Genomic DNA, 16,407 nt, shown 5'->3' on the forward strand with positions numbered 1-16,407 from the left:
ATTCCGACGCAGTTCTCGACGGGGCTTCGGCACGCCAGGCCGAGAATCCGGCAACAGGCAAGATTTGGACCTCGCCCCATGCAATTTCATCTGAACGGCTTCCGACCCGGCGATCCCGAGATCGCCGATCCCGAGGAGGGGAACCGCGGGACCGGAGCCGCCGGTCCTCTCCCCGAACGGACGGATGTCCTGATCGTCGGATGCGGTCCGGCAGGACTCGCCCTGGCCGCGCAGCTCGCGATGCATTCCGACGTCCGGACCTGCATCATCGAGCAGAAGCGCGAGCCGCTGCTGCGTGGCCAGGCCGATGGCATCGCATGTCGTACGATGGAGATGTTCCATGCCTACGGCTTCGCCGAGCGGGTGCTCAGGGAAGCCTACTGGGTCAACGAGACCGCCTTCTGGAAAACGGACGAAGCGCTGGGTCGGGGCATCGTGCGCAGCGGCAAAGTCCGAGACACGGAGAAGGGGCTGTCGGAATTTCCCCACGTGATCCTGAACCAAGCGCGCGTGCACGACTTCTTCCTGGAGAAGATGAGGACGTCGCCGGCGAGGATCGAGCCCTACTACGGGCGGCGTCTGCTCGACGTCCGGATCGACGAGGCAGCTCCGTTCGATGCCCATCCGGTGAGCGTCGAGGTCGAACGGCTCGACGCCTCCGGCGAGGCGCGAGTGGAAAATGTGGCGGCCCGGTACGTGGTGGGCTGCGACGGCGCGCGCAGCACCGTCCGGAGATCGATCGGACGGGAGCTGCGGGGTGAGTCCGCCAACCAGGCGTGGGGCGTCATGGACGTTCTCGCCGTCACCGACTTTCCCGACATCCGTCTCAAGGCCCTGATCCGGTCGGTCGCGCAGGGCAGCGTCCTGATCATCCCCCGGGAAGGCGGTTATCTGGTCCGCCTCTATGTCGAATTGGACGAGCTGAAGCCTGGGGAGCGCGTTTCCGACCGCGGTATCACCGCGGATTACCTCGTCGCGGCGGCGCAGCGGATCCTCAGCCCATACTCCTTCGACGTGAAGGAGATCGCCTGGTGGTCGGTCTACGAGATCGGCCAGCGATCGTGCGACAGGTTCGACGACGTGCCGGACGAGAAACTCGCCGAACGGCTGCCGCGCGTCTTCATCGCGGGCGACGCCTGCCACACGCACAGCCCGAAGGCCGGACAGGGTATGAACGTCTCCATGCAGGACGCGTTCAACCTGGGATGGAAGCTGGCGTCGGTTCTGCGCGGGCGCAGCACCCCGGCCTTGCTTCCCACCTACTCCGCGGAGCGGCAGGCGGTCGCGAAGGAACTGATCGACTTCGATCGGGAGTGGGCGAAGATGTTGAGCGCCGCCTCCAGGCCCGCGGCGGATGCCCAGGCCGTCGATCCGGCCGCGGTCCGGGAGTACTTCGTTCGGCACGGCCGCTACACGGCGGGAACTGCGACGCGCTATGGTCCATCGATCCTGACCGGGCCGTTCGAGCATCAGCATCTGGCGGAGGGATTCCCGATCGGGGCTCGGTTCCACTCCGCGCCGGTGATCCGAGTGGCGGACGCCAAGCCGGTCCAGCTGGGACATGCGGCCCGGGTGGACGGGCGCTGGCGCATCTACGCATTCGCCGGATCCGAGGCACCCGACACCCCGGGCTGGCCCATGCGTGCCTTGTGCGACTTTCTCTCGGGTTCCGACGCGTCTCCTCTCCGGCGCTACACCCCTCCTGGAGACGACATCGACTCCGTGCTCGACATCCGTGCCGTGTTCCAGACAGATCATCGCGAGCTAGAACTCGAGAAAATGCCCGCCCTCCTTCTGCCTCGGAAGGGCCGATACGGTCTCGTCGACTACGAGAAGATGTTCTCCCCGGACCTCGAGGGCGGCAACGATGTCTTCGAGATGCGTCGGATCGATCGAAGGGGCTGCATCGTGGTCGTGCGGCCGGACCAGTACGTCGCGACCGTCCTGCCTCTGGACGCGTTCGTAGAGTTGGAACGGTTCTTCGGCGGCTTCATGGTCGAGACGAAATGACAAGCCGTCTCATTTCGCTCGACGCGCCACGACAAGAGCCGTCGCCGGACGCGCAGCCGAAGCGACGCACCCGTTCAGTCGATCGGGAAGCCCGGCACTTCGCGCATAGATGATCCAGCCATGATCGCCGGGCGTCGGCCGGCACCCGCGCCGCGGCCGCCTCGAAAACGGCTAGCGGCATAGCCGATACGAGCTTGGGACGCGACGAAACGACGGTGCGACGTACTCGATCGCGGGCCTTCCACGATATTCCACGACGAGCCTGCTCCTGGCGGGGGCGTCCTCGGCATGTCGGCAAACGGGGGTGACGGTATCGGCGGTGCGCGGAACGCCGCGGGACTCCCGTCCCCAGGCAGCGTCCGCCGGGCGCCTGATCCATCCCGGCCGAACGGCCGGCTCGCGGATCGACGTCGATCGCGTGCGTCGATCCGCCTGGATCCCATATCGCCGCGGACCGAACGGAAGTCGCGACGAGCGGCGGTCCGGCTCGAGACGAAGCGTCTCGCAGGACGACCTGCGGCTTCTACGCGAAGGCCGATCCGCCGAGGACCCGCATCAATTCGGGCGGACGGCGGATCGGCGGCCCGGCATCCATGTCCTGCGCCGCTTGCCAGATTGTTGATCGGCGCGGCTCCTTCACGAGTCCGATGTCAGCAAGTTCAACATACTACCACGCCGATCGGCGTCGAAGCTGCCTGCCGTTTCACAGCTCCCGCGCGACCGGATATGCGACGTCCTCCCGGACGGCGTCGTTGCGGGTGGGTCCGGGCTTGGGCTCCAAGCCGCGGGCCGCCATCCTCTCCAAAAGGCCGTCGAGACGTTCCTGCCCCGAAGTCTGGTGGAGCGGGCCGGTGATCGTTGCGGTACGGCGGTGAGCGAGGTCCAGAATGTTGATCGGCGACGCCTGATGACCGCCACCAGGTCAGCATCCTCAACAGGTTACCGCCCCGATCAGCGTCAGAGCTGCGCGCCGATCCACACTCCCTCGTCATTTGCGACGGCAGCGCTCCCAGCGCCCTCATCTACGATCGGCATCTGTGCCGTTGGCTATGCAGGCCATATGATATAGCCGAACATCCCTGCCACGCCGTTGTCCGACCGACGCCGTGTCAGCTGCAACGAAAGGCTGCGACGAATGACCATCGAACCCGGCAAACAGATCACATTCTCGTACCGAAATTGGCGCGGCGAAACGGGAACTCGAACAGCGGTCCCAGTCAACCTCTGGTTTGGCAATTCGGAATGGCACCCAGAAGATCAATGGTTCATTCGAGCTATCGACGTCGAGAAGGGAGAAGAGCGTGATTTCGCTCTTCTCGACATGTCATTCAGCCCGTTAGCTGATGAACGGAGCGAGTAGAGAAGCTAGTCCAGCGATCTTGACGACAGAGTCGCTCGCATTGCCGGCTTCAATGAGAAGATCCTTCGCCTTATGCAGCAAAATATGGGCGATGCCGATATTCTCCTTCGTCGGCGATGCCTGCGCCGCTTGCAAGACCTCCACCAGCTTTTGCTTATTCTCTAAAGGAATAGGAACGTCCTGGACTCCGGCCTCGGCGGTCTTCAGCCACTTAATGGCTTCTTCGCTATTTGCAACCGTTTGACTATTGATCGTCCCCGTATTCGTTGCATTGCCGCCCTGAGCGACATTTCCTTGAACGGGGCCACTGTTGTTCCAGGTGTTATTTGTGGTGTTGCTATAGTTGTTGGTCACATTCTTCTCCGAAGTTGTTGTCTTGAGAAATCCTAGTTGAGCTTCCGCATCAAGCTGCCGAAAGTCTTTTAGGATCTCTTTCTCAATGGCCGCAGCTCGCATCCTCAGACGAAGTTTTTCATCTTTTTCAGCGAACTCGTACTGTTGCAGAGCAAGCTTTCGATAGGCGGTCGATTGGTCGGCGTGACGGACGATGTGGTCGAGGAGTTGCTGAGACACATCTTCGTCATCCTCGTCGATGAACGCAGTCTGCACAATTGTATCGAGACCATTGTGAAAGTGATCGGCGATACCTATCGCCGTCTCCAACTTGATCTTTCGATGCTCGCTTCGCAAACCCATATCAAGAATGTCGTGCTGTAGATCGTGCCCAGCACCCTTCTCACCAAACATTCGATGAATATAGGCTTGGACATTCAGTGGCTGATCATCAATTCGGTTAAGTTGGATGCCAAGATCCTCGACTTTGAGCTGGTCGCTTTCTGATATAGCCCATACCGCGTATTGGGACACCATTGGCTCTCCGTCACGCGAGAGAACTCGAACAATTTCTCCGTTCGAGTATCGCGGGTCGAAGAGGTTGGCTGGCGCTTTACCTAATCCAATGTTGACGAGCGATAATTTCCTCAGCACCTCTCCATCGTTTTCAATATCGACGGTAAGTGGCGGTTGCGTCGAGATCGGCTGGGCTCCAGCTTGCATAGCAGAGAGCATGACCAGCTTGGGGTCAAGGAGGTCTAATTGTGTGATAAGGCTGTTAGCCCGCTTGCTGAGCTGGTAAGCAGCGGCAATTGCGGCAGATACGACCTGAGGTTCATCTTGAAATTTTTTGATCGCCTCAAGAACATTTTCGAGGCTGGACTCTGATCGTCCAACGACTGCCAAGGCGTTCAACGCCCACCGCCTCAGCGGCTCATCTGAAGACGCCCTCGTTAGCACGCCAAGAATTACAAGCTCTAAGGCGGCACGATCTAGCTTAGAGACAAACAAGCCCTGCCGCGAGAGCTTACATAGGTTCTGCAGAGCCTTCTGAGCGCGACGGAAATCTGAAGACTCAATGCCATTGCGAATGTAAGCTGTTTGGTTGGGCCAAAGATTGCGCTTCGCAATTATCTTCTTCATCCATAGCGCTTTTCAAGTCTTGACTGGCGACTGCAGAACGCAATAAGTTTCTGTGACCACGGATCGAAATCATGTATATTGTTGGGTGGCGGACTCAGATTTATCCATTGAAGATCATTAAGGGAAAGACGCTTAGTGACTGGCTCAAACCACTCAGGGGATTGCACTTCCACAAACACAAGGATGGATGCAGAAACTAGATCGTCCTGGTAATGCGCAATTCCACAAGTCTTAGTCACAAAATCTCGCATACCATATCCTCCATAGGATGTTGGTATATCGAGATCGACCGAAACTGCATTGAGGGCGCTGCTCTCTATACCGAAGACGCCTTCATCAAATAGCGTATGATCGCTTTCCACTACGAGAGCTGAAAACATAAGAGATCGCTTATGAGCGAAGCTTTCTCGTTTGTCTCTATAGTTTCCAGCTCGATAGCATAAAACCTGATTACCCCGACGAACAAACCCAAGAGCCCAGACGGGTATATTACTAGTAGACTCGCGGTATGGCCGATATTGTACGGCGGACGCGTCCAAGCCCTCGAAAAAGCTCCTCACCGCAGCCGAGATACCTTGCGGCAGCTGATTGCGCGCAGCCTCGGCGCTTACGCTCAGCGGCCAACCACGGATCAGATCTCGTGTACGGCGATGCGCTTTGATCGGCTGGCGGTGCTCCGCCGGAATTGACGAGTCTCGCAAGAACTCACGCAGGAAAAACGTCCCTGGCTTCGTCCTGAAGAATGCGCTGTGATCCCGACGAGAGAGGATATCTTCGCTCAGTCGAGCTTGAAGCGTCTTGTGCTGCGTCTCTCCATAAAGATGCGACGGCACCAGCCGCTGCCGGAACGCCTCGCGTAGAATCGCTCGCGCCGTCATGGGACGCCGACTGATCCGAAGGACGTTTTCGGCAATCGCCAGATATGCGCTCACGTTTCTCCCCGACTCACCTGAGCGGACTATGCACGCACGCAAGGCGCGTGCAAATTTTCGACGACACCAGTTTGCAGCGGGACGGGTTAAGGCAACGATACGAGCAGGGTTAGCCTTGCCGCTGCCACTGAGAGCCTCATGGAGCCCGGCAGACCCTTGCGATGGCCTGATCAAGCTTGGAGATCTCGGTTTCCAACTGCGAGATCCGGTTGACGATGGCGGGGGTCGGCTGAGCGTGCAGGGTAACCCGTGCAAAAGAATGGCCGGCTGAGAAGCCGGCCATCACGAGCAGCAGGAACACCACCTCCCTCACGAGTGTAAGAACGGCGGCTTTCGAGATCGCCAGTCGGCCGCGAAAATGACCCTAATGGGCGCTCAGCGGAAGTCCCTTGTCTTCACCCGGATCTCGTCCACGACGTGGCTATGGGGATCGAACATGACCTTCGCCGGCGGCATGCGCGGGGGTCGCCCGCAGTTCTCCCGCCTCGTTGACGTTGCCACCCTCGGCCCCGCCCCGCCGACCTAAGCTGGCGAACTCCGCCGTCAGGTCGCCAAGCGAATGCGCAACGAGGTGCACGACCTCGCCCTCGCGCTGGACGCGGCCCCGAATGCCCATCATCCCGGCGCCGAGCACGACCTTCCGGTGCGCCTCGAACACCTTAGCCCAGACCACGAGGTTGGCGACGCCCGTCTCATCCTCGATCGTGATGAACATGACGCCCTTGGCCGAGCCCGGCCGCTGACGCACGAGGACGAGCCCGGCAACCTCCACCCAGCGCCTGTCGCGGGACGCCACTGCCTCGGCGCAGGTGACGAAGCGCCGCCGGGCAAGATCGGCACGCAGGAACGCCACCGGATGCTGGCGAAGCGTCAGCCCGACATGGCCGTAGTCCTCCACCACTTCGCCGCCTTCCGGCATCGCCGCCAGGCGGACCACCGGCTCCACCTGCTCGGCGAGCGCCCTCGCCTCCCGCTCGGCCGCCGCGGCGAAGAGCGGCAGCGGCTCGTCGCGCAACGCCCTGATCGCCCAGAGCGCCTCACGGCGTGACAGGCCGATGTACGGCCGGAAGGCGTCCGCCTCGGCGAGTTCGGTCAGCGCCTCGTGCCGAATGCCAGCACGCCGCCAGAGGTCGTCGACGGACGCGAAAGGAGCATCGCCCCGAGCTGCCACGAGCCGCGCCGCTTCCGCGTTCCCGAGGCCACGCACCATGCGCAGGCCGAGGCGGACAGCGAAGCGCCCGTCGTCGTCACCGCCGAAGTCACCATCGGAAATGTTTTCCGATCCCGATACTCGCCCGCCCCGGCTTCTTCGCGGCTCGAGCGTGCAGTCCCATCGGCTCCTGTTCACGCAGACGGGCCGGACCTCGATGCCGTGCTCCTGCGCGTCCCTGACGATCTGTGCCGGGGCGTAGAAGCCCATTGGCTGCGAGTTCAGGAGCGCCGCGCAGAACACGTCGGGGTGCCAGCACTTCAGCCAGGACGAGGCATAGGCAAGAAGCGCGAAGGATGCCGCATGGCTCTCGGGAAAGCCGTAGGAGCCGAAGCCCTCGAGCTGGCGGAACGTTCGCTCGGCGAACTCGCGCTCGTAGCCGTTCGCCACCATGCCGGCGACGAGCTTGTCGCGGAAGTGGCTGACGCCCCCGGTGAACTTGAACGTCGCCATGGCCCGGCGGAGCTGGTCGGCCTCGCCCGGCGTGAAGCCGGCGCACTCGATGGCGACGCGCATCGCCTGCTCCTGGAAGAGCGGCACACCCAGCGTCTTGCCGAGCACCCGCTCCAGCTCGGGCTTGGGGAAGACGACCTCTTCCTTGCCCTCGCGGCGCCGGAGATAGGGGTGGACCATGTCGCCCTGGATCGGACCGGGCCGCACGATCGCCACCTCGATGACGAGGTCGTAGAAGGTGCGCGGCTTCATCCGCGGCAGCATCGACATCTGCGCCCTCGACTCGATCTGGAAGGTGCCGAGCGTGTCGGCCTTGCGGATCATGGCGTAGGTGCGAGGATCCTCGGCAGGGACTGTTGCGAGGTCGAGGTCGATGCCCTTGTGCTCGCGCAGAAGGTCGAACCCGCGGCGCATGGCCGACAGCATGCCGAGCGCGAGAACGTCGACCTTCATGAACTTGAGGGCGTCGATGTCGTCCTTGTCCCACTCGATCACCTGCCGGTCGGCCATGGCCGCGGGCTCGATCGGCACCAGCTCGTCGAGGCGGTCACGCGTCAACACGAAGCCGCCGGGGTGCTGCGAGAGGTGCCGCGGGAAGCCGACGAGCTGGGAGGCAAGCTCCAGCGCCAGGCGCAGGCGCCGGTCCTCGGTGTTCAGGTTGATGCCGGCGGCATGCTTCTCCTCGATCCCCTCCGACCAGCTCCACACCTGGCCGGAGAGCGCCTTCAGCATGTCCTCGGGCAGGCCGAGCGCCTTGCCGACGTCGCGCAGCGCGCCCTTGGCCCTGTAGCGGATGACGGTCGAGCAGAGCGCGGCCTTGGTGCGCCCGTAGGTCTCGTAGACCCACTGGATAACCTCCTCGCGCCGCTCGTGCTCAAAGTCGACGTCGATGTCGGGCGGCTCGCGACGCTCCTCGGAAACGAAGCGCTCGAACAGGAGGTCGTTGCGGTCGGGATCGATCGAGGTGACGCCAAGCACGTAGCAGACGGCCGAGTTCGCCGCCGAGCCGCGCCCCTGGCAGAGGATGCCCTTGGAGCGGGCGAAGCGCACGATGGCATCCACCGTCAGGAAGTAGGGCGCGTATTCCAGCCGCTCGATGAGCTGAAGCTCGTGCAGGAGGTTGCGCCGGACGCTGTCGGGCAGCCCTTCAGGGTACCGCTCTGCTGCACCCTCCCAGGTGAGCTTCTCCAGGGCCTGCTGGGCGGACAGTTCGGGGAACTGCCGCTCCTCCGGATACTGGTAGCGCAGCTCGTCGAGCGAGAAGCGGCAGCGCCGGACGATCTCGATCGTGCGGGCGAGTGCCTCGAGGTAGCGGCCGAAGAGGCGGTGCATCTCGGCCGGGGGCTTGAGGTAGCGGTCGGCATGGCGCTCGCGGCGGAAGCCTGCGGCGTCGATCGTGGTGTTGTGGCGGATGCAGGTGACGACGTCTTGGAGGATGCGCCGGCCGGGCTCGTGGAAGAGGACATTGTTCGTCACCACGGTGGGCACGCGCATCGCCTGCGCCATGCCGGAAAGATCGTGGAGGCGGAGCTGGTCGTTCGGCCGACGGCGGAGCGTCAGGGCCATGTAGGCGCGGTCGCCGAAGGCCTCCCGCAACCGGCGAAGCTGCCGGCCGAGTTCGGCGTCGGCCTCGTCCGGCACGATGATGGCGAGGAGGCCCTCGCCGTAGGTGACGAGGTCGTCGAAGGTCAGCTCGCACCTGGCCTTGCCGCCGCGCGCCTTGCCGAGCGTCAGGAGCCGGCAGAGCCGACCATAGGCGGCGCGGTCGGTCGGATAGACGAGGATCGGCAGGGCGTCGGCAAGGTCGAGCCGGCAGCCGACGACGAGGCGGATGCCCGTGGCTTTCGCCGCCTCGTGCGCCCTGACGATCCCGGCGAGCGAGTTGCGGTCGACGACCGCCAGCGCCTCCATGCCCATCAGGCTGGCGGTGGCGAACAGCTCCTCGGCCGACGAGGCGCCGCGCAGGAAGGAGAAGTGCGAGGTCACCTGAAGCTCGGCGTAACGAGGCCCCTCGCCGCTCATCGGGCGTCATCGCCAGTCATGCGAAGATCCCGTGCAGGTACCAGCGGTGCGACCCCGTCTCCGGGTGCTCGCCATCGCCTGCCCGATAGATCCAGAAGCGTTCACCCGCGTCGTCCTCGACGCAGAAGTAGTCGCGCACCGTCGCGGCCTCGGCTTCCCGCTTCCACCACTCGCCGAAGACGCGCTCCGGTCCGTCGGCCCGGCGCACCCGGCGGCGCTGCCTTCTCCAGGTGAACCACACGGGCGGGTGGTCGGGGAGCAGGGCCATGGTCTCGACGGGCTCGGGTCGGGCCAGAAGGCGCGACGGACGCGGCCAGTGATCGACCCAGGAGGCGCCGTCGTCGAGCGCCAGCGGCTCGATCTGCATGACCGAGCGCTCCGGCACGTCGCTGGCGACGGGGGCGAAGCGGTAGAGGCTTCTCTCACCGACACGGTTGGCGATGAGATCGTAGAGGCCGGCGACGTCCGGCTCTTCCTCCTCCACGAGGGAAGAGATGACCTGGCGTGCGCCGAGCGGCTCGGCGAGGCTGGCGGTGAGCGTCATGACCTCGATGCCGAAGCCTGGGTCGATCGTCTCGATCCGCTCGGCCAGAAGGCGCGTCAGGCGCCGGGCGTCCCGCTCCGCCCGAGCCGTGCCGACGCGGATGGCTTCCCACCTGTTGTCGACGCGGCCGAACAGGAGGTCGAGGCGACGGGCACCCAGACCCCGCCCCTCGAGTTCGGCGATGAGGGCGTCGACGAGCTTGCCCGAGTAGCGCCGGATCGTCTCGGGTGCCCCGATCGGCTCGGCGAAGGTGCGGCGCACCTCGACCAAGTCCGGCGAGCGCACCGGCTCGATGGGTTCGGGCACGTCGCCGAAGGCCTGGTCCAGACGCCGTGCGAGCTGCGGCCCGAAGCGCAGGGTCAGCGGCGCCCGTGGCTGCCCCGCCAGCTCACCGATGGTGGAGAAGCCGAGAACGTGAAGGTCAGAGCGCATTCGATCTGGGAGGCGCAGGGCAGCGAGCCTCAGGCCGGCGAGAGCAGGCCGTGTCCGCCCCGGCTCGATGATCACCATGGCGGCGCCGGCATGGCGGGCGGCCGCGTGGGCGGCGCCCCACGTGTCGGCGATCCCCACCTGCGCCTCGATGCCCGAAGCGGCGAAGCGCTCGACGAGGGCACGCAGCATCGCTTCCTCCCCGCCGTGGAGGTGGTCGGCACCCGTCGTGTCGATGACGAGTCCGTCCGGCGGATCTGGTGCCACCATCGGCGAGAAGCGCAAGGCCCAGACCGCGAGCCGATGCAGGGTGTCGGCGTCGCCCGCCGGATCGGCGTCGAGGACGGCAAGGCCCGGCACGAGAGCCTGAGCCTTCGTCGCGGGCATGCCGACGTGGAGGCCCGCGCTCTCGGCGAGAGCGTCGGCCGCGGTCACGGTGCGGCGGCTGCCGGAGCGCCCGATCAAGACGAGCGGGACATCAGCGGGCGGCGCGCTGCCGGGCGACTTGCGCCGCAGGCGATCGGTGGGCCATCTCGGGAGAAAGAGCGAGACGACCCGTGGCATCACATGCCTCCACTTCGAAGTCGGCGCATTCCCCCGCCCGGCAGCGGATGAGTTCGAGAAGCCAGCGCGCCCGGCCGACGCCGGGAACGGGCAGAGCCACGGAGGGCAGCACCGACACGCGCCATCGCGTGACGCTCGCCGTCGGCTGACCGAAGTCGGCAGCTTCCGTCTGGCGACGCCATCGGCGGATCGCCAGCGCGGTCGTGCCCGACCCCTCAGCCGCGAGCTGGAGGCGGCGCGAGGCCGTCATCGAGAGCTTCGCGACCTCCCCGATGACGACGCTGAGCCCGCCGTGGCGAAGCGCGTCCTCGAAGCAGGCGAGCAGTGTCTTCTCGTCTCCCGCCTCCACGTAGACGACGCGCCCCGGGGCGAGCCCCGCCTGCGCGATGGCGGGCGCGAAGAGGTCCTGGCGCACGACGCACCAGAGCACCTTGCCCTTCGTTCTTGCCGCAATGCCGGCCGTGAAGAGGGCCGCTGCCGCCCCGTCGACGGCACCGTTCCCGCCGCCCGCCACCTCGTGCAGGGCGCCGAGCGCCAAGCCGCCGCCGGGCAGGCGCCGGTCGATCTCGAGCACGCCGAACGGCAGCGCGCCGCGAGCGCGGGCCTCCCGCCCCTCAAGGCGCTGGATGCGCTCGCGAAGGTCGGACAGCATCTCGGGTGCGGGTCGGCGGGCGGTGGGCATGCGATACCGTGGCGGCGGCGAAGAACGACTCTGGGGCGAATCATGCCCGATGATCGTTCACTATTTGTTCTGAGCAAGGGTTGGGTCAATCGGAGACGACAGGGACCTGTGGACGTATGTGGACAAGCCCAGGCTCGAGGCACCGCCGCCGCCGGTGTCGTTCAGCGACATGCAACGTCGTGCTTGTAGAAGATCGCTCGTGCCGCCCTGCTCCTCCTTGTCGTGAGGCCCCATGCTCGGCGCCTCAGGCCTGCAAAACCTTCCACCCTATGCCGCCGTCGCCGTGATGGTGTGGGCCGCCGTGGCGGCCGCGATGAAGCCGCGGGTTCAGCTCCAGCGCCGCGTGCTGCTGACGGCCGCCAGCCTGTTCATCCTCGATCACGTCGGCCTCATGAGAGTGCAGGAGTGATCTGCCGCACTTGCGGCCAGTTGGTTGCGGCCCTGATCGGGATCGATCTTCGACAACAATCGGCTGCAGGCCCTTCGATCGGCACGCAGCTTTGATACCGATCGGCATGCCGACCTGTTGAGCACACTGTTGTCGATGAAGTCGACAGGCGGCGTCGACAGCAGCCCACATAACGATTGGGTTGCATGCGATCACTGCCTACGACAGAAACAGGCGCCTGGAGTGCAGCTTGGCCGACGTCGACAGTGGCTTTCCGGGAAAGTGCCTCGGCCTCAGCCGTCGCTCGACGTCAGGTTTTTTCCTCTAATTTATCTTCGAGACGACGACCATGGTTGATGGCGGCGAGCGCCATCTCCTGCTCGAGTTCGACGGAAACTTTGAGCCGTTGCACCGACCGAGTCAGAAGGAGACCGCAATCTCCAACCCCGAAACGGCCGCCGTCGCGCTGCTGCAGGGCTAGCATCCGACTCCGAATGGCAGCCCGATCGTTATCCTCCTGCTCATCCGTCTTCTCTCCTTCGAAGAGTACATCAAGCGGATCGGGAGGCTTCGAATCTCCATGGAAGACGCAGCTTTGCTCAAGCGAGACATGGCGGACATCAAAGCGGGCCGATCGCAGGAGTCCTGCGACCTTATGCTCAGGTTCCTCAACATGAGCAGCGACCCAAGCGGCACTCTTCTTGTTCACTCCATCTGTCCACAACACCCGCGTCCATCCAGTTGCTGCAAAAGAAGGCATTGACACTCCTGCCTTGAGGTCGATGCCTTCAGCCCCAAAGGTCTCGACGAGCATGTCCAACGAAACGAGATCGGAGCAGGTCGTGCTCGCGACTTCCGGCGAGAGAATCCCCTCGCACCGTCGTGCTATCTCCCAAAGATGGCGCCCGATGAAGCCTCCGCCACTCTCGCAGGTGAGCAGCTCGTCGAGACTCAATGCATGGTCCCAAACGATGGAGCTGGGAAGCACGTTCGTCATGGCATACCATACCGGCGCAACGCCCTCGCGATATACAGGCCGCAATCGGCCGACGAACTGCTTCAGCTCCTCCTCGCGATACTGGTTCTGGATGATGCGGCCCCACCGATCCGTCCGTACCGGCACACGGATCGTGATGTCCTTCCCATTACGCATCCGGAGGCGCCTAGCTTCCGAGGAGAGGTCCAATCCCACCAACGTGGCCTCGGGGTCTTCGTCGTCGAAGCCGAGCGCAGCGGCAAAGCCGTCGATCACGCCAGAAGGCAACTCAAAGCGTCCGATAGAGAGGGCGGCGACGTGCCGCTTTGCGAAGTCGAGTCCACGCAGGGCTCCGAAATGCACGAAGTCGGCGTTGTTAGGCGCCTTCCATCGCGCTTGAAGTGCCAGCCGAACACGTCTCGTTGCTCCGACCAGCACCCTGCCGTTCGCATGCAACCCGCAGACGATAGAGATCGCCCGCCTGACACGCGCGAGCAGCCGTGCTGCGTCACGCAACTCTCGATCAGTCGACCGCAGATCTCCGATCATCGATCGCGTGCTGTACGACCGGTCGCAGACCGCGATAGAGCGAAGATAAAAGAGGTCAGAGGTCACGAGCCTGCCCGTGATAGGTGTTGTGCATGCGTCTTCCACAAAAACGCTGGTCCCCTGCCCCTTCTAGTCCCTGCAACACATGCTAGTTGCCGAATCCATCCACGAAGGTCATGGTAGCCGAGTTGCCAGGAGACATCCATGTCAGTCAACCTCCAGCCGCGAGATCGCACGAACCGCTTTCTGGCGGAATGTGCGTTGGATTTAACGTCCACTCCCCTCTCTTGGGTCATGCCTTTTCCGACCTCGTTACTGAGCGGGATCCAAATACCGTCATCGGCGACGGCACGGGACGTGGCCATCTTATGGATGATGCTGGCTGTGGAAGCGCATTGTGCGTCCAGCGGCGAACCGCATGAGGCACGATCGATTGCGATTGGTCGATTGTCGCCGGACGTCCTGAAACGTGGCGGGCCGAGAGCGGCGGCCGAAGTGTGCGAGAGACTTGCCGATCTGAGAGTGCTCCTCAGAACAGCCCGCCTTCTCGCCTTCGAGCTTGCTCCCGCTCTTACTGAAGACAGACGATCGATCGTTTGGAAGCTCAGCGCCGACATCCGGGAACGGTTCGAGGATGGTTATCGTCTGGATCGCAATCGTGTCGCCAAATTCTTTAGAGTAGAAGTTGGTGTCGCATGTGTCGCCAGCACCCGTTGGGCCATGTCCCTATACGCTGTCATCGGCGCGGCAACCATCAAACACAGACGCATGGCGTCCGAAGAAGGCTGGATCGCACTGAGCTTGCCGATCTCGCTGCTCGTCAGGCAGCTGGGGTGGTCAGGGCACCAACAAAAAGACTTCAGGCCGAAAGTTCTGCGCCCTGCTTTGAGGTCGCTGTGCATGTCCCCGACCTCGCCGGTACTGTATCCTAGATATCTCAGGATCGAGATCATGGACGATCGAGACGAGATCATCCAGCTGCGCTCACAAAGGCTCGGAAGGAACGGCACGGCGCTCGATTCCTTGGAGGTGCGAAAGAGATTGCACGCACAGCGGCTTGGGCTGGCAGATGTTTTAAGCACTGAAGTCGGGATGCCTGCCGGTCGCGCTGATGAGGATGGACCGCTGCGGCAGGGCTTCGTATTCTGACTTGGTGATCACCCCTCCGACCCAATCCTGGGGGAACCATCTGACTGCTCGGTCGCGGCAATTTTAGCTTCGCACTCCTTCATTGCCTCGATGATCGACTGCATCATTCGAAGCCCTTCGTCTGTTATCCTGACGATCTTGGCTTTCCCGTTGTACGGCGCTGAGTGCTTCTCAACGAGTCCCAGTCCCCCGCGCTTGGCTATACCTTCTCCTAGCAACTCCACCTGACGGACCAGCGTTGTGTACGGAACACCAACCTGCTCCGCCAGTGCGCTCATGTCCTTCTTCTGCATGAAATGTATGTCGTAGTACTCGGCGGCTGTCAGAAGCGTGTATAGCATACCGATAGTCATGCTGGGATGAACATTCCGGACTACTTCGATCCCGGCCTTGAAGGCCTGCACTCTATCGTCCCGCGCAGCGATGAAGGCAGGGCTCAGTCCGAAGAGGGCGAATACCATGTTGGTCTCCTGATCATACGAAGTTTTCATCATACGCGATATCGCGCCGCGTAGGCCTTGAAATCGGCCGAGCAAATATTCTATATCATTGCGTACCAAAGGGTGATTTCGTCAACCCAGGATATATGAGGATCGTTATGCCGACCAAGGACGAGGTGATCGACGCGATGCGTGAACTCGAGGCGCGTCGCGAAAAGCCGACGATCACGCGGATCCTGGACCTCACGGGCGGGTCCAGGGCGGACGTAAGCGCTTTGCGCGGCGAAATCGAAAAGAGCCGGGCTCAGGACAACGCGGAAGGCCGGGACCTCTCGCCCGAGGTCCGCTCGGCCCTTTTCCAGGCCGGTCGGATCGTCTCCGGCCAGCTCGAGCAGATCTACGCGGCAGCGCGGGAAGTCGATCTCCGGCGACACTCGACGACCCTGGCGCTGTTCGAACAGGCGCGGATCGAGATGGAGGAGCGGATCGCTTCCTTGGAAGAGGAGCGGAGCAGGCTCGAGAACGAACGCGATGATCTCGCCGGTCAACTGAGGGCTCTCGCAACGCAGATGGACGAAGCGTCATCGAAGAGCGCGGCTGGAGAGGTCGTCTCCGACAATATCGCAGGTTCGGCTCCATTGATGAGTTCGCAGCCTCCTCAGGACAAGGATGCTCTCGAAAGCCGGGTCCGGGTTCTCGAACTGCGCCTCGCGAGGCTGGATGCGCCGGCCAAGGATTCTGGCACCGCCGGAGTCAAGCAGTCGCCGAGGCACTCGGATCCTGATCAGATCGATCTGCAGGAAGCGATCAACAGGCTGCCGCCTCTTCAGGCCACCACCGATGTGCCGCTCAAGGACGGTCCGGCAAGCGCGACTGCCGCTGACGTTGCGACTCCGATTTCGGCACTTCAGCCGAGCGAAATCGCCATGGTCGAGATGAACGACCGCTCAGAAGGCGAGGCAGCGGACGGATGTCTCAACGACGGATCTCTCGCCCTGGACGGGAGGCAGACCGATTCGATCGAGCAGGCGGGCGACAACGAGATCGCGAATACGAAGCATCCGGTCCCGCCTGTCGACGACATGATCTCCTTCCTCGATGAACCCTCGCCTCATAGCGGCGAGACATCGCTCCACTACAGCAATCGTATGCCGCCCAGCACATGGCCTCCCAGGCGACGGGAGTATGCTGAAGCAACCGGCCGATGATGCCGAACATATCGG

At 63.4% G+C, this 16,407-nt stretch carries 13 protein-coding genes; 5 read left to right on the forward strand and 8 right to left on the reverse strand.

Annotated elements, in window-relative coordinates; all coding sequences use genetic code 11:
- Nucleotides 1-78: 78 nt before the first annotated feature.
- Complete coding sequence (locus tag FZN60_RS04230; protein ID WP_158871427.1) at nucleotides 79-2,010, forward strand: FAD-binding monooxygenase; 1,932 nt, start codon at nucleotides 79-81, stop codon at nucleotides 2,008-2,010.
- Between the two features lie 1,135 nt (nucleotides 2,011-3,145).
- Nucleotides 3,146-3,370, forward strand: a complete 225-nt coding sequence (locus FZN60_RS04235) for a hypothetical protein (protein WP_158871429.1) — start codon at nucleotides 3,146-3,148, stop codon at nucleotides 3,368-3,370.
- Here the strand turns inward: FZN60_RS04235 and FZN60_RS04240 are convergent.
- The 6 genes from FZN60_RS04240 to FZN60_RS04265 all read right to left on the reverse strand — a co-directional run bounded on the left by FZN60_RS04240 (nucleotide 3,347) and on the right by FZN60_RS04265 (nucleotide 11,682).
- Nucleotides 3,347-4,846, reverse strand: coding sequence for a hypothetical protein (locus FZN60_RS04240; RefSeq protein ID WP_158871431.1), 1,500 nt, complete (start codon nucleotides 4,844-4,846; stop codon nucleotides 3,347-3,349). The two genes, FZN60_RS04235 and FZN60_RS04240, sit on opposite strands and share 24 nt — an antisense overlap.
- Complete coding sequence (locus FZN60_RS04245) at nucleotides 4,843-5,778, reverse strand: winged helix-turn-helix domain-containing protein (protein WP_158871433.1); 936 nt, start codon at nucleotides 5,776-5,778, stop codon at nucleotides 4,843-4,845. Before FZN60_RS04245 ends, FZN60_RS04240 begins: the two co-directional genes overlap by 4 nt.
- 136 nt (nucleotides 5,779-5,914) lie before the next feature.
- Nucleotides 5,915-6,079 (reverse strand): PilN family protein, encoded by a 165-nt coding sequence (locus FZN60_RS04250; RefSeq protein WP_158871435.1) that lies wholly within the window; start codon nucleotides 6,077-6,079, stop codon nucleotides 5,915-5,917.
- Between the two features lie 120 nt (nucleotides 6,080-6,199).
- Nucleotides 6,200-9,463 carry an error-prone DNA polymerase gene (locus FZN60_RS04255; RefSeq protein ID WP_158871437.1) on the reverse strand — a complete coding sequence of 1,088 codons (3,264 nt, stop codon included), beginning with the start codon at nucleotides 9,461-9,463 and terminating at the stop codon, nucleotides 6,200-6,202.
- A 16-nt stretch (nucleotides 9,464-9,479) separates the two neighbouring features.
- Entirely contained in the window at nucleotides 9,480-11,000 is a 1,521-nt protein-coding gene (locus FZN60_RS04260; protein WP_158871439.1) for a Y-family DNA polymerase, read from the reverse strand.
- Nucleotides 10,915-11,682 (reverse strand): ImuA family protein, encoded by a 768-nt coding sequence (locus tag FZN60_RS04265; RefSeq protein WP_158871441.1) that lies wholly within the window; start codon nucleotides 11,680-11,682, stop codon nucleotides 10,915-10,917. Before FZN60_RS04265 ends, FZN60_RS04260 begins: the two co-directional genes overlap by 86 nt.
- 232 nt (nucleotides 11,683-11,914) lie before the next feature.
- On the opposite strand from FZN60_RS04265, the gene FZN60_RS04270 reads away from it, so the two are divergent.
- Nucleotides 11,915-12,091 carry a hypothetical protein gene (locus FZN60_RS04270; RefSeq protein ID WP_158871443.1) on the forward strand — a complete coding sequence of 59 codons (177 nt, stop codon included), beginning with the start codon at nucleotides 11,915-11,917 and terminating at the stop codon, nucleotides 12,089-12,091.
- Between the two features lie 289 nt (nucleotides 12,092-12,380).
- Here FZN60_RS04270 and FZN60_RS04275 read toward each other — a convergent pair whose 3' ends face one another.
- Nucleotides 12,381-13,661, reverse strand: a complete 1,281-nt coding sequence (locus FZN60_RS04275; RefSeq protein ID WP_158871445.1) for a hypothetical protein — start codon at nucleotides 13,659-13,661, stop codon at nucleotides 12,381-12,383.
- A 138-nt stretch (nucleotides 13,662-13,799) separates the two neighbouring features.
- Here FZN60_RS04275 and FZN60_RS04280 point away from each other — a divergent pair, with 138 nt between their 5' ends.
- Nucleotides 13,800-14,744, forward strand: a complete 945-nt coding sequence (locus tag FZN60_RS04280) for a hypothetical protein (protein ID WP_158871447.1) — start codon at nucleotides 13,800-13,802, stop codon at nucleotides 14,742-14,744.
- An 8-nt stretch (nucleotides 14,745-14,752) separates the two neighbouring features.
- Here the strand turns inward: FZN60_RS04280 and FZN60_RS04285 are convergent, their stop codons facing one another.
- Nucleotides 14,753-15,205: a winged helix DNA-binding protein gene (locus FZN60_RS04285; RefSeq protein ID WP_158871449.1), complete on the reverse strand. Its 453-nt coding sequence runs from the start codon at nucleotides 15,203-15,205 to the stop codon at nucleotides 14,753-14,755.
- 137 nt (nucleotides 15,206-15,342) lie between these two features.
- Here FZN60_RS04285 and FZN60_RS04290 point away from each other — a divergent pair, with 137 nt between their 5' ends.
- Complete coding sequence (locus FZN60_RS04290; protein WP_158871451.1) at nucleotides 15,343-16,392, forward strand: DNA-binding protein; 1,050 nt, start codon at nucleotides 15,343-15,345, stop codon at nucleotides 16,390-16,392.
- Nucleotides 16,393-16,407: the final 15 nt, after the last annotated feature.

It is taken from the genome of Antarcticirhabdus aurantiaca (assembly GCF_009765365.1).
Classification (GTDB): Bacteria; Pseudomonadota; Alphaproteobacteria; order Rhizobiales; family Rhizobiaceae; genus Antarcticirhabdus; species Antarcticirhabdus aurantiaca.

Bases quoted from the DNA above. Each gene is read 5' to 3' on its own strand.
- FZN60_RS04290 (WP_158871451.1), top strand. From the start codon at position 15,343: ATGCCGACCAAGGACGAGGTGATCGACGCGATGCGTGAACTCGAGGCG.
- FZN60_RS04230 (WP_158871427.1), top strand. From the start codon at position 79: ATGCAATTTCATCTGAACGGCTTCCGACCCGGCGATCCCGAGATCGCC.
- FZN60_RS04265 (WP_158871441.1), bottom strand. From the start codon at position 11,682: ATGCCCACCGCCCGCCGACCCGCACCCGAGATGCTGTCCGACCTTCGC.
- FZN60_RS04255 (WP_158871437.1), bottom strand. From the start codon at position 9,463: ATGAGCGGCGAGGGGCCTCGTTACGCCGAGCTTCAGGTGACCTCGCAC.
- FZN60_RS04280 (WP_158871447.1), top strand. From the start codon at position 13,800: ATGTCAGTCAACCTCCAGCCGCGAGATCGCACGAACCGCTTTCTGGCG.
- FZN60_RS04285 (WP_158871449.1), bottom strand. From the start codon at position 15,205: ATGGTATTCGCCCTCTTCGGACTGAGCCCTGCCTTCATCGCTGCGCGG.
- FZN60_RS04260 (WP_158871439.1), bottom strand. From the start codon at position 11,000: ATGCCACGGGTCGTCTCGCTCTTTCTCCCGAGATGGCCCACCGATCGC.
- FZN60_RS04270 (WP_158871443.1), top strand. From the start codon at position 11,915: ATGCTCGGCGCCTCAGGCCTGCAAAACCTTCCACCCTATGCCGCCGTC.
- FZN60_RS04235 (WP_158871429.1), top strand. From the start codon at position 3,146: ATGACCATCGAACCCGGCAAACAGATCACATTCTCGTACCGAAATTGG.
- FZN60_RS04240 (WP_158871431.1), bottom strand. From the start codon at position 4,846: ATGAAGAAGATAATTGCGAAGCGCAATCTTTGGCCCAACCAAACAGCT.